The sequence below is a fragment of the Psychrobacter sp. DAB_AL32B genome (assembly GCF_002224105.1).
In the GTDB taxonomy this organism is placed as follows: domain Bacteria; phylum Pseudomonadota; class Gammaproteobacteria; order Pseudomonadales; family Moraxellaceae; genus Psychrobacter.
The window spans coordinates 1-12,930 of sequence record NZ_NEXU01000022.1 but is presented as its reverse complement, the minus strand read 5'-3'; the positions used below and the strand labels follow the sequence as shown (position 1 = coordinate 12,930).

Sequence of the window (12,930 nt, the reverse complement as noted above, 5' to 3'; positions counted from 1 at the left end):
ATCAGTCGCACCAGCTGCCACATTAGTAATGCGGCGCTCGCTACCAGCAGAGCCTACCGAAACTTCACTTTTTGCTGTTGGAGCTGCAACAGCAATTAGACTACCATTGCTGTTTAGTGGCTGGAATGCTGCCGTAGTTAAAGTTGTACCATCAGCAACAGAACCGCTACCTAAGGCAACAGAGCCTTCGTGAGTAGCATTAGCTCCTTCCCCCAGCGCGATACTTTTATTAGCCATAGCTTTTGCTTCTGTACCTAAAGCCATACTATTATTAGCGGAGGCAGAGGCTTGCAACCCTAACGCCGTACTATTCCTACCAGACGTATTAGCTTCTCGGCCTAATGCTATGTTGTTAGCCCCTGTTGCAATTGCTTTTCGGCCTAAAGCCATACTATTTTCAGCGGAAGCAGAGGCCTCCCACCCTAAAGCCGTACTGTTAATTCCAGTAGCTTTAGCTTGTCGCCCTAACGCTAAGGAATTAGTTTTAGTAGCATCAGCCTCATTTCCTAAGGCAGTTGAAGCATATCCTTGAGCGTTCGCGTCAGTCCCTATAGCAGTAGCAAAAGTACCGCCTGCTGTAGCAGCAATACCAGCTGCCATCGAATTTCCACCCGTAGCACCGTCATTATTGTAGTTCGCTTTAGCTACTCCATTATCATTAACACTGTAGTAATGCGTTTGGCCTTCACTAACAATGTTAATTAACGACTTTAACTGACTTACGTTCACCGCATCACTGTCTTTGGTACCAGCTGCTAGATTGACGATCTGACGAGTGCCGTCTTTAGCATTACCAAGAGAGACAGCACCAAGGCTTGTGCTGTTAGTCGCTGTGATAGCAGCTTTGTCTGCTACACTGGCACTTGTTGGAGCGAAACCTGCTGCACCGCCTGCAACGTTAGCCACTGACCTTGAACCTAGTGCCACCCCGTCTTGTGTCAAAGATTTTGCACCTGCACCCAATGCTAGTGCGCCTTGTCCAGTAGCTGATGATGCTACACCAAATGCTGATGAAGCTATACCAGATGCGCTCGAATGAATACCCATAGCAGTTGCTAGGTTACCAGCAGACCGCGCTTTTGCACCCATCGCAATAGAGGCAGCACCACTCGCTTCAGTATATACACCATACGCATCCCATGACTCTAACAAGTCTCGACCAGCATATTCATTAAAAGTCGTATTGACCTGACCACTATTTAATGCACCTGTAGATATACTGCCATCGAAGTTGGTCTTAGAGGCGGTGTCTAAATCATCACCGCCAATGGCGATAGATGATGCACCTGATGAGACAACGTTCGCACCAATAGCGATAGATTGGTCTCCACTAGCAGTGGTGTTCTGACCGCTTGAACCCCCACCAATTGCTATCCCTTGACTACCTAAGACTGTGGCATTATTACCTATAGCAATGCCATTAAGAGCACCTACTGTAGCATTAGTTCCGCACTTTACCTCTGCACTACCGTCGCAAGGTGCAGCAATCGCCTGCATACTAAATCCGGCGACAACTAACCCCAACCCAAGAGTAGTCATACGGAAAATACTGGCAGAAGAAATATCAGAGGTAGTATTGATAGTAGCGTTTGAGCTCACGCTAGATTTTGATGACTTACCACGCGATTTTGCATATTCTGCAACAGCAGTAAAGCAGCCTAACGAGCGGTTCCATATGACTTTATAATTCCTGTTCATGACGCATACTCCCTTACAGACATATCAGATTTAAAAAGCAAAGTTAAAATCCATCTTTTAGAGAGTTAATGCTACAAAATAAAGTCGTTATAAATATATAGGATTGAAGTGAGACACGAATTGTTACTTATATTAGTGCTTTAGAAATAAAACGCCTTGTTTTGTAAATTCATTATTACTCTCTGTATATGATTATTAACGAATATACAGAGAGTCTCAATACCGTTCGTCGGGGTTTTAATACCGTTCGTCTGATATATTCATAATTATGAATATAAAGATTTTATTTTATTTCTTATTCATTAGTGCTACTTAACAGGTATGGTCAATTGTACAATTAGACCTTGCATATCGTCTTTACGGTTATAGATACCAACCTGACCTTTATGCGCCATCACTACTGCATAAACTATTGCCAATCCCAATCCATAACCACCTGTTTCGCGATGGCGCGCGCTATCAAGCCTAACAAAAGGCTGAAAAATACGCTCTAGATCCTGCTCTGCTACTCCACCCCCCTCATCAATGATACTTATTTGGATAGCTGACGTTTGGTTATTCATCTTCACGGCTTGTATATCAGCCATCACTGTCGAATCAACAGCAGTATGCATAAAAGCATTACGAATGATGTTCTCCAGAGCACTGTATAGCTGTTCTTGATTGCCGATAACCGTGCAAGACTCTCGCGATAAAGAGGCGTTTGGCTGCCATTGCCAATGTACATTTTTATGTTGAAACTCAAAACAAACATCTTTTCCAATCTCGCTGATAATTTCACAGATATCTACTGTTTCATTTTCTATATTAGCGATAGTGTATTGCTGCATTTGTAGGGATTGAATACGAATGATTTGTTCAATCAGCTCATTCATACGGGCAGATTCTTTATCAATACGGTCAAGATAGCGATCAGCATGCGGTGCAAAATCTCGAGTTAGCTCAGTCGCCACATCAAGACGCGCCAGTGGTGAGCGCAGTTCATGGGAAATGTCACTTAACATTTGCTTGCGCGCCAGCTCACTATCAGCCAAACGCGTGGACAATTGAGCCACGTCTTTTGCCAGTAGCCCCAGCTCATCTGTGCCTAGCCTTGATAGACTAGGGTTAACTTGATAATCCCCAACCAGCATGCGATGCACGGTATGTTGCACACGGCGAATGCGTTGAGTCATGGTACGACTGAGCCAAAAGCACACCAAGACACTAAACAGAATAATTAATCCTAGCCGCAGCGTAAAATTACCGCGCTGCAACTCCAGCACATCCTTAAATAGTAAGTGTGGACGCAGCTGTATAATAACTGTCTGCTCATCAGGTAACACGACCATCATATCAGCCAACTCGGGGCTGCTGTCGGCATTAGCAATGGCTTTACGAGACGGCTTGGGCTGCAAAATATGGTTAAGACTAAAAGGTTGTTCGCCTGACTTATCACTATTTAAGCTATCACTGTTTAAATCGTAACGACTATAAGGGTTTCTATCGGCACGCGCTTTATTACTAAATTTACTATAGTCCGATTCTTTATGATCAAAAGCATCACTCACAGAGCCACGATTTTCTGAAGACGCAGAGGTTTGTGAGTCTATTGCTTGACGTTGCTCTCCCCGACTTTCCCTAAAACGATATCTAGGAAATATGATAGCGCCTTGCTCATCATATATTCTTATCTGACTCATTAGTCTGCGGTCTTCGTTATAAACCTGCTTAACGGTGGATAAATCACCTGCTTGCAAGGATGTCACTAACCGTTCACGCTGAGTCAATAGCTTTTCGATTTGAGAATCCATACGTGTCGCCAACTCTCGCTCATTAAGCCAGCGCTCAACCGAAATGGATAAAATAGACGTGATAAGAATCATCAATAGCAAACTCAAAAACAGTCGCCAAAATAGCGTTATACGCACTCTAAATTTCGGTTTTTCTATTGATGAACCCGTCATTTTAGTCATATCAGTTATGTCAGTCATTAAATTACCAGCTGATAACCTTTACCACGAATCGCCTTAATCGGCTCATCATGAAAAGGTTGGAGTTTTTTACGTAGGCGTGAAACATGCACATCAAGGCTACGGTCAAACGGTTGTAATTCACGCTGCAATACGTTTTTTGACAGCCATGCTTTGCTCACCACCTCGCCCTTTTGTTTTAATAACGCAACCAATAAGTCAAACTCTGTACCGGTCACTTGCAACGCTATATTGTCTATTTGACAAATTCGCTGGGTCTGATCAAGATGCAAACGGCTTGCTGGTAGCGGGGTATGCTCTAAAAAAGGGGTCGCCGTACGTTTAATCACGGCATTGATACGCGCCAGCAATTCACGTGGATTACAAGGTTTGGTAATATAATCGTCCGCACCAAGCTCAAGCCCAATGATACGATCAATCTCCTCACCTTTAGCCGTCAACATAATGACCGGAATATCGCTGATAGTTGGCAGCTGACGTAGCACGCTAAGTCCATCTATCTTTGGCATCATAATATCAAGCACCAATAAATCATAAGGTAAGTCGTCATGCATCGCTGTTTTTAACCGCTCTATAACGGCTTCACCATCGTGAACGCAGTCGCATGTCACACCATGATTGTGCAAGTATTCTTGTAACAATTGGGTCAATTCTTCGTCGTCATCGCCTAGTAATATATGTGGCACATCTTTCTCCTTCAGCGCTAGATCGCTTTATTAGCCATATTATCAGTCAATTGCTTATCAATTCGCTATAAACGTTACCTTTCTTAATCTTTCATAAAGCATCGTAACCTCTATCTGCTTTATCATAGGTTCTATTAAAAGCAGGTTCAGACAACCAATCAAGGATATTACGATGAAAAAATTATTTATGGGCTCAGTATTAGCGATATCTAGCGTATTTACAGTGACTGCTTGTACCAGTGTCAATGCAACCACCGATACTGCGCCAACAACTAGCAAAATGCAAAAGCATCATAAAGAAGGTATGAACAAAGGCGGTATGAGCGGTTCAATGGCACAGTTGGATTTGACAGCCGAGCAGCAAACGCAAATCAAAGCCATTATGCAAGAAAAATATAGTGATCGCAAAAATGACCGCACGAAATATCAAGCAGAACGTGCGCAAATGCAGCAGCAGATGCAGGCATTGACGAATGCTAATACCTTGGATAATGCTGCCATCAATCGTCTTGCGGATCAGCAAGCAGCTAAAACCAAGCAACGCTTTATCGAACGCGTGCAGATGCAACATGCAATCTCACAAGTGCTGACTACCGAACAACGTAAGAAAATGGCACAATTAAAATCAGAAAGACAGGCAAAAGGTCATCATGGTTCAAAAAACCGTAACATGCATGGCAAGCATCAACAGCAAGGCATGTGATTGACTACTATTATTTAATTAAAATCTGACCATTTAAAAAAGCGCATCGGTTAGCCGGTGCGCTTTTTTGCTGATTTATTTAAGAATTCAATCGTTTAATAGCTTATGCTTTATGCTAGTTTCTAGAGCGATCCCAAACCTATTTTATCAAGCTCCGTCTCTTAATCTATCGTGCTAAACCGCTGTTTATACATTGGTAGTACATTAAACAGCATTTTTCCCATCGCTGTACCATTGCCTTGACGGTAATACTCTGCAAGCTCAGCGCTATATTGTTTTAGATCAATACTGTTGCTAGCATTAGGCACCTGACTGTCACTAGGTAAATTAGGAAATGCCTTATCTTGCGCACGGATAGGCATATATTGGTTAAGTGCGTCGATAATGAAGCTGTTTTGTGCAGTGGCTTCAGTACTTTCTTTAGTCGGAAGATAATGACGACTATGCTGCCATTGCAATTGACCACTCTTACTAAAACCATATAGCTCTTGCACAGGCAGACCCGAACTTAGCGTAGGTGATGTGAGTTCAGTTAATGAGCTTTCTTGAGTTTTTAGATTTTTATCATCCGCAAAATCTTTCATTTTTTCTAAACCTTGCTGGACCAACCATTTACTGGTAATTTTACCATCCGCAGGGTAAGCATCATCTTGCGTATTAGAGCTGCTTTTTATGATTAGCTCAGGGTATTGCTGAGTAATAAGCTGATAAAAAGTATCCATGTAGTCTTTATAAGCTTGCTCATCTTCAGCGTTACTTCTCACACGGCGGATAATTTTCGCACTATTAAGCATAGGCGCTAGCTGTTGTTCAGTCAATTTAGGTGAAAGTGCCGTCAACATGTTTAGCGCTATAAAATCAAATTGACTCATAGCAGCCTTGGCATAAACCCTGTCTCCTGCCTCAATATGACTTTTTACCACGGCTCGACCAAAACCTTTAGGTAACGTACCATCATCAAGCGCTATTTTTAGCCATTTATTTTGCCACTTGGTACCTAATTTATCATCGGCAAGCTTCGATGTCAGTAATGCAAAATTGTCAGCCCATAGATAGAGGCTACCCGTTTTAAAATCGACGTAAATAGGCTGATTGATACTACTATGATGGTTGCGCGCCGAATACTGCACACTACCCAACATCGTAAACTTGCCAGCCAGTGGCTGATAAACGCCTTGCGCATTCATAGATAATGGCTGTAGCAAATAAGCATCTAATAATTGCGATTTTTTGACATCTAGCTTGGTTTGCTTGCTGTCATATTCATTAAATAGCTTTTCGTAATAGGGTGAAACAGGAGTAATAGAGACATTAGCAACGCTTGCTTCGCTAGCGGAATCCATATCAGACGCTGGAACTGATGTCGCCATTGCCTCCTCCGCTGCTATTGCATCTACAATATCCTCAGCCGACTCATCAACGCTATAAGCCGTACTATCATAATGATTGTCTCTCCATGCCTGATAAGCATCAGTACATACTAGATACGACTGCTTAAGTGCATCGCGCTGAGTATCATAATCAAGCGCTGCAATATCTTTATTGTCTGCTTGCGCTTTAAGTAGTAGCTCAGAATAAGCGTTGTCGTGGGTGTCATCACAATAGCTATCAACCTCTTCTGACACCGCCAATTGCGTACTATCGATGTCTGTAAACTGCTGCTGATTCACAATCTCAATATTACTATGATAGGCAAAAGACTGTCGCCTCTGCTGCTGTAGTGCGGTTGCTAATGCTGCTTTGGCAGCGCTAGGCGTATTATCTGCACTCAAACTCTTAGATTGACTCAGATTGGTAGACTGGCAAGCCGTTATCAGTAGCGCACTCGTTACCAGAGCACTCAACATCATCACTGATTTAGAAGTCGCTAAGCACATTTTTTTGGTTTTTTTGATATCAGATAATGCCACACTATCATCATTCAATTTTTTCATTTTTTTATCCTTAAAAGGCGTTATATAAAGACTTTATATATGGTGCAACTATGATTGACCGTGATTATGATTAACCGTGATAATGTCTCAGTCATTGCCTTCGAATACTTCTGCCTCAGTTTCCATGTCTGCTGCTTCATCCGTTACATAGCTACTATCATCACCTGCATAGCCATCATCTTCATAGCCATCTGCATAGTCGGCGCTTGCCTCTGCATAATCGGTACTAGCTTCCACATAGTCATAACGTGCATAACGAGCCTTCTCAAGCCTCTCTTCTTGCTGGCGCTGTTTTGCAAGCCAAGCATTGCCATCTATAGCCGCAGGGGCCTTTGCCCCAAATGACTGTGCCAATAATGGCGTTAACGGATTTTTATTAAAACTGGCGTTATCGTAGCGAGTCTGATTCAAGACTGTATTTTGTGAGCCAAAAAAACCACTGCCGATATTGACTCGTTGTTGCTTGGCGAGTAGACGATCTGAGCCATCTAAGTAGTAATAATTGATGTGATTAAAAGAAATAGGACTAACTGCTTCTACCAGCTGTAGTAATGCACCCATGTCAGCACTTTGATAGCCTTTATTGTATAGCTCAATCTTGGCAATCGCTGTTTTAAGCACCGTATCATCAGGATAGCTATTAGGGTTTTCATCGATATGTTTTTGTAGTGAGCGTGAGATATTTTTTACCATTTTTCCTATCATCTCACCACTTTGCCTGCTACCAAAATAAACTTTTACTGCTCTATCTGCACCGACTTGCTTAGCAAACTGATCATCACGAATATCAACAGCGCTGAAATATTCTGGTTCTAGCTCTGCCATACTATTTTGTAAAGCACTCATCACTGCATTATAAATCACTGCTGAAGGTATTTGCGAGGTAATAGCTTCAGGTAAACCAAAATTCACCGTATGCGAGGTCATTTGTGCTGGTAGCGGTGTATGTTCAGGATTGCCCAGTGCCAAGATAGGCATCAATGCTGATGGATCGATAGTGATTGCGCTTTTGGTAAAGTCGAGGGCAAGAGGAATCTGTACAGATGAGCTAATCGTTGGCGACACATAATCATAGCTATAAACACTCTGTAACTGTTTTTGCTGTGGTTTATAGTGACTGACGCTATTGACCGTTAAATATTGGTATTGGTAAGCATTCATCGCTTCAACTTGCTCAGGGGTGCGGATGAACATATTGACAAGTTGGGTTAGCATTCCAGGATAAGTACGAATGGTGTTTTCATCCTGAGTGCCATTTGCGGCTTTGCTGGCTTGCATATTTTCATAATCATTAAGTAAACCACGAGCATTTATGCCACGAATTTTTGATGCTAAATCTCTGTTACTGTAGTCACTGTCGCTGTTATCGCCATAATCACTGTCATTTTCATCATCGCTACTATCTTGAGAATTGCCATATTCATCGTAGCCATCTCTATCGTAACCGTTTTCATCATAGCCATATTCGTCGTAACCATGTTGGTCATAGCCAAGCTCATCATATGATAGTACCTCAGTTGCAGCAGCCTCTTCGACTTCACTATATGCCGCTGCATAGCTATCTTCTTCAGGGTAGCTATCTGCAGCATTATCTACTTCGCCATCTTCTTCAGTCGCGTCAGCCGCTTCTTCGTATTCACTATAATCATCTGTTTCTGTGTTTTTAGAGAGATAAAGCTCAAGCAGTGTTCTAAAAAAACTGCTTGAGCCGGCATCAATACTATCGGCTTTAATATAAGGAACAGAGTGATAATTGGCTTGCGAAACAGCGACATGCTCATTGGCTAAATGTTTTTGGATCGCGCTAAGCAGACGGGTCTTAGCGTGCGTTTCCATATTGGGGTTTTTGCTTTGATTAAATAGCTGTTGATATTGCTCGGCATTCGCATTTAATTGACTGCTAAAAGCTTGGGATTGCGCTTGGTTACGACTGCTATCTGCAATACTAAAATCTATGGTGGTAGCGGGTGTTTGGCTAGACGGCGACAACGCTGTATTTGTCTGACAGCCCATCAACATCGTTGTAGTACTAGCGGCAGTAAGCGCATAAATAACGAGTTTTATAGGACGATTTTTATAGGTAATCGATGATTTTATAACTGGCGCTTGAGCGTCATGCGCTAAGGTGCGTTTTTGAGAAGTAAGCTGCCCCATAAAAATCCCTTTATTTGATAAAAAACAGACAATTGTAATATTAGTTATTATTCTGTTATTTATAACATAAAAGGTTACATTTTAGGAAGGATATAGACATATTTTAGAGAAATTTATTAATTTTTATAGTTACGTTTGTATTTAAAAAAACAAAAAAGCGCTATCAAATGAGATAGCGCTTCGCATTACACATTAACCAAGTAGTAAAGTTAGTTACCATAAGCGGATATGTTCTTTATAGTCATCATTAATAATGACCAAGCCTTTTGTAAAATCTATACTTTGGCGACCATTTTTAATCGTTTTATAATTATAGCTTTTACGGTCTGCTAAATTAATCAGCTCATAAACCTCATCACCGCCTATATCTACATAACGGCTACTGTCACCATCTGGCCATTTGATGGTCAGTAATGGTAGATATTCATCAACACCAAAAATCTTTCTAGCCCTAGAATCCTTTGAAGAATTAATGTTTGAGGTTGTTACCAAGCACTTCTTGCTGGCAATTTTAAGTTTATAAGCACAATTAAAATAACCTGACCCATTCTCAGCAGACATAAACTCTTCGATAGTCGGCGCAGCTTGTACTTGAACAGCACCAAACGCAAAAGCTAAGCCTGTCGCTGCTGCTAATAATTTATTCATAATAACCTCCAGAGATTTTGGATAAAGTGAGATTAATAACAAAATTTTATTGTAATACAATTATTAATCTTTTAATTATTTATCTAATTTTAGTAACCATCTATTTTTTGAGGTAAGATATTTGTGTGATTAACCAGTAACAATATTGACCAATAACACTCGCAATCACACCTTACCCTCTTTTTTCACGTAAAAAGGATTTTACGATGCATCAATCAAACTCAAAAATTCATCAGGACGCTCACCGTCATCACTCTCGCAACAAAACAAAAATTAAAGCCGCTATTGTACTTATTAGTAGTACCTTTTTAGTCTCTGTATCTGCTCATGCTCTTGAGCCCACTAAAAGCACCATAAACACGAATTCAATCAATACCAGCGCCATAAACCTAGCGATTATGAATGACGCTCCAACGGTATTGTCCGAAACCAAACGTATTACACGATCCAAAAGCAATAGTCTCAAATCCACGACTAGCAATGCCCAAGCTGATCAAGCCATCTATTCTGAAGACGCTATCCATCACCCTGTCTGGGCAAAAAATGGCATGGTCGCTACCCAAGAAGCACTTGCTTCTGATATCGGACTAAAGATTTTAAAAGATGGCGGTAATGCGGTCGATGCCGCTGTGGCCGTTGGTTTTGCCTTAGCAGTCACTCTGCCGCGCGCTGGCAATATCGGTGGCGGTGGTTTTATGATGGTTTATGATGCCAAGCAAGGCAAAACGGTGGCGCTAGATTATCGCGAAAAAGCCCCTAGTAGCGCCTCGCGCGATATGTATCTTGATAAGGATGGCAATGCAGTTAGCGACTTATCTCAATATCATGGCTTAGCGGTTGGCGTACCGGGTACGGTCGCAGGCTTACTCAAAGCGTTGGAAGATCATGGCACCATGAGCCGCGGGCAAGTCATGGCACCAGCGATTGCATTAGCAGAGAACGGTATTGAAGTCACCGCTGGCTTATCTGAGTCGCTCACCGCCTTAAGCGATCGTATGCAAAAATGGCCTAGTACTAAAAAGATATTTTTTAAAGCTGACGGCAGCGCTTATCAGCCGGGTGAGCGTTTGAAACAACCAGAGCTTGCTCATTCGCTAAAGCTAATTGCAGCAAAAGGCGCTGATGGATTTTATAAAGGCGAAACGGCCCGTAAATTGGTTAAGGCTGTCCATGAGGCGGGCGGTAATATGAGCTTAGCGGATTTAGCCAATTATGAAGCCATCGCTCGTGAACCTGTGAAGGGTAATTATCGCGGTTATGAAATTGTCTCTATGCCACCACCATCTTCTGGTGGTATACATATCGTACAGATTTTAAATATTTTAGAAGGCTATCCATTAAAAGACTACGGACAAAACAGCGCACAAACCATTCACTTAATGGCAGAAGCAATGCAATTGGCTTATGCAGATCGTGCTGAGTATTTGGGTGATTCTGACTTTATTGATGTACCTGCCAGCGGCTTAACGTCACAAGCCTATGCCGATAAACTGCGCGCCTTAATTAACCCAAACAAAGCCACGCCAGCAGCAACCATCAAAGCCAATAATCCACTACCCTATGAGAGTGATCAAACCACGCATTTCTCTATCGTTGATAAAGACGGCAACGCAGTCGCCAATACTTATACGCTGAATTTTTCTTACGGTACTGGTCTCGTCGCTGAAGGTACAGGGATATTACTCAATAATGAAATGGACGATTTTTCTGCCAAGCCGGGCGTCCCTAACGGTTATGGATTACTGGGCGGTGAAGCCAATGCGGTAGAAGCAAATAAACGTCCCTTATCTTCTATGAGTCCGACCTTAGTGTTTAAAGACAGTAAACCTTATATCGTCACTGGTAGCCCAGGTGGTAGCCGCATCATTACCACCGTTACGCAAATCATCTCAAACGTCATCGATCACGATATGAATATCGCTGAGGCCACTCACGCGCCTCGTATTCATGACCAATGGCTGCCCGATGAGATTCGAGTTGAAAAAGCATTAAATATTGATACCGTTAAAAAACTTGAATCAATGGGACATACCGTCAGCCCAAAATCAGCCATGGGTTCAACGCAGTCGATAATGATGACGCCAAACGGTGTTTACGGTGCATCCGACCCACGTATTGTCGATGCGGCGGTGGTTGGATATTAGGTTACAATTTTTGGGTTAGTCACTAAAAAAGCCCTCTATCCTTTATAGTGTAGAGGGCTTTTTAATATGATTTTTTATGTGGTTTTTATATTACCCAAATAACTTACCTATGTGTTTCAAAGAGATTAAACCAACCGAATCAGTGGCTGTCTACGCCAAATAATGCTATTATTAACGACCAAATTTAAACCTTAAAAATACAAACTTTAGCGTTTTACTACGCCCTAAAAAAACATAAAGTATTGATAATAAAAAATTTATCATCATACAACTCATTCCTTCTCGATCGCATCAGTAAGAGTCTTCTATGGCATTTGTACACCTTGGCATCCACAGCGAATATTCAATTACCGATTCTATCGTCCGTATTAAGCCGTTGATTAAAGCGGCGGCGGCAGACAATCAAAGCGCGCTTGCCTTGACCGATTTATCCAATCTTTATGCTACGGTAAAGTTTTACCGTGCCTGCTTAGGTGCTGGTATCAAGCCAATCATCGGTAGTGAAGTCATCATGGAGAATGAAGACACGCGCCTAACTCTGCTAGCAATGGATAACGAAGGTTATCAAAACATCACGCGTATTGTATCGCTTGGCTTTACCGAAGGTCGCGCCGACCCTACCAATCATGGCACGCCTGTCATCAAGCGCAGCCATATTTTAGAGCACGCGGCTGGTGTCATCGTCTTATTTACCGAAAAATCTGATGTCGGTCAAGCGTTAGTCGGCTCTATGCCAGAAAAAGCCGATGAGCTGATTACAGAATGGCAAGAACAGTTTGGCGATCGCTTATATTTTGCCATTAAGCGGACCAATCGCTCAGGTGAAGACGCTTTTATTAACGCCGCTATTCATGCCGGTGCTAAACACAATATACCTATTATTGCCCATAACGACGTACGGTTTTTAGAGCAAGATGATTTCGATGCTCATGAAGCGCGGGTTTGTATTGCTGGCTCCTACGTACTTGCAGACCAAAATCGTCCGCAAAC

The 12,930-nt window shown here is 42.2% G+C and carries 9 protein-coding genes; 3 read left to right on the top strand and 6 right to left on the bottom strand.

The window, feature by feature from the left end; genetic code table 11:
• The 3 genes from CAN34_RS14160 to CAN34_RS03215 form a co-directional block, all read right to left on the bottom strand.
• Positions 1-1,698: ESPR-type extended signal peptide-containing protein (locus CAN34_RS14160; protein WP_302476509.1), on the bottom strand; the 1,698-nt coding region annotated here is incomplete at its 3' end.
• A 308-nt stretch (positions 1,699-2,006) separates the two neighbouring features.
• Positions 2,007-3,671: a cell wall metabolism sensor histidine kinase WalK gene (locus CAN34_RS03220; protein WP_254423065.1), complete on the bottom strand. Its 1,665-nt coding sequence runs from the start codon at positions 3,669-3,671 to the stop codon at positions 2,007-2,009.
• Positions 3,671-4,357, bottom strand: a complete 687-nt coding sequence (locus CAN34_RS03215; protein ID WP_079691870.1) for a response regulator transcription factor — start codon at positions 4,355-4,357, stop codon at positions 3,671-3,673. The genes CAN34_RS03220 and CAN34_RS03215 overlap by 1 nt, the downstream gene beginning before the upstream one ends.
• 172 nt (positions 4,358-4,529) lie before the next feature.
• On the opposite strand from CAN34_RS03215, the gene CAN34_RS03210 reads away from it, so the two are divergent.
• Entirely contained in the window at positions 4,530-5,060 is a 531-nt protein-coding gene (locus tag CAN34_RS03210; RefSeq protein ID WP_089554422.1) for a Spy/CpxP family protein refolding chaperone, read from the top strand.
• A gap of 161 nt (positions 5,061-5,221) precedes the next feature.
• Here CAN34_RS03210 and CAN34_RS03205 read toward each other — a convergent pair whose 3' ends face one another.
• From CAN34_RS03205 to CAN34_RS03195, 3 genes are all read right to left on the bottom strand, one after another.
• A complete protein-coding gene (locus tag CAN34_RS03205) occupies positions 5,222-6,994 on the bottom strand; it encodes a hypothetical protein (protein WP_089554421.1) in 1,773 nt (590 codons plus the stop codon).
• An 87-nt stretch (positions 6,995-7,081) separates the two neighbouring features.
• Positions 7,082-9,148, bottom strand: coding sequence for a hypothetical protein (locus CAN34_RS03200; RefSeq protein WP_089554420.1), 2,067 nt, complete (start codon positions 9,146-9,148; stop codon positions 7,082-7,084).
• 213 nt (positions 9,149-9,361) lie between these two features.
• Positions 9,362-9,796: a hypothetical protein gene (locus CAN34_RS03195; RefSeq protein ID WP_089554419.1), complete on the bottom strand. Its 435-nt coding sequence runs from the start codon at positions 9,794-9,796 to the stop codon at positions 9,362-9,364.
• 206 nt (positions 9,797-10,002) lie between these two features.
• On the opposite strand from CAN34_RS03195, the gene ggt reads away from it, so the two are divergent.
• Positions 10,003-11,940, top strand: a complete 1,938-nt coding sequence (gene ggt, locus CAN34_RS03190) for a gamma-glutamyltransferase (RefSeq protein WP_254423064.1) — start codon at positions 10,003-10,005, stop codon at positions 11,938-11,940.
• Positions 11,941-12,247: 307 nt separating this feature from the next.
• A partial coding sequence (locus tag CAN34_RS03185) for a PHP domain-containing protein (protein WP_121509217.1) occupies positions 12,248-12,930 on the top strand: 683 nt, incomplete at its 3' end.

Coding starts and splice junctions, on each gene's coding strand:
- CAN34_RS03220 (WP_254423065.1), bottom strand. CDS start 3,671: ATGACTGACATAACTGATATGACTAAAATGACGGGTTCATCAATAGAA.
- CAN34_RS03210 (WP_089554422.1), top strand. CDS start 4,530: ATGAAAAAATTATTTATGGGCTCAGTATTAGCGATATCTAGCGTATTT.
- CAN34_RS03205 (WP_089554421.1), bottom strand. CDS start 6,994: ATGAAAAAATTGAATGATGATAGTGTGGCATTATCTGATATCAAAAAA.
- CAN34_RS03200 (WP_089554420.1), bottom strand. CDS start 9,148: ATGGGGCAGCTTACTTCTCAAAAACGCACCTTAGCGCATGACGCTCAA.
- CAN34_RS03195 (WP_089554419.1), bottom strand. CDS start 9,796: ATGAATAAATTATTAGCAGCAGCGACAGGCTTAGCTTTTGCGTTTGGT.
- ggt (WP_254423064.1), top strand. CDS start 10,003: ATGCATCAATCAAACTCAAAAATTCATCAGGACGCTCACCGTCATCAC.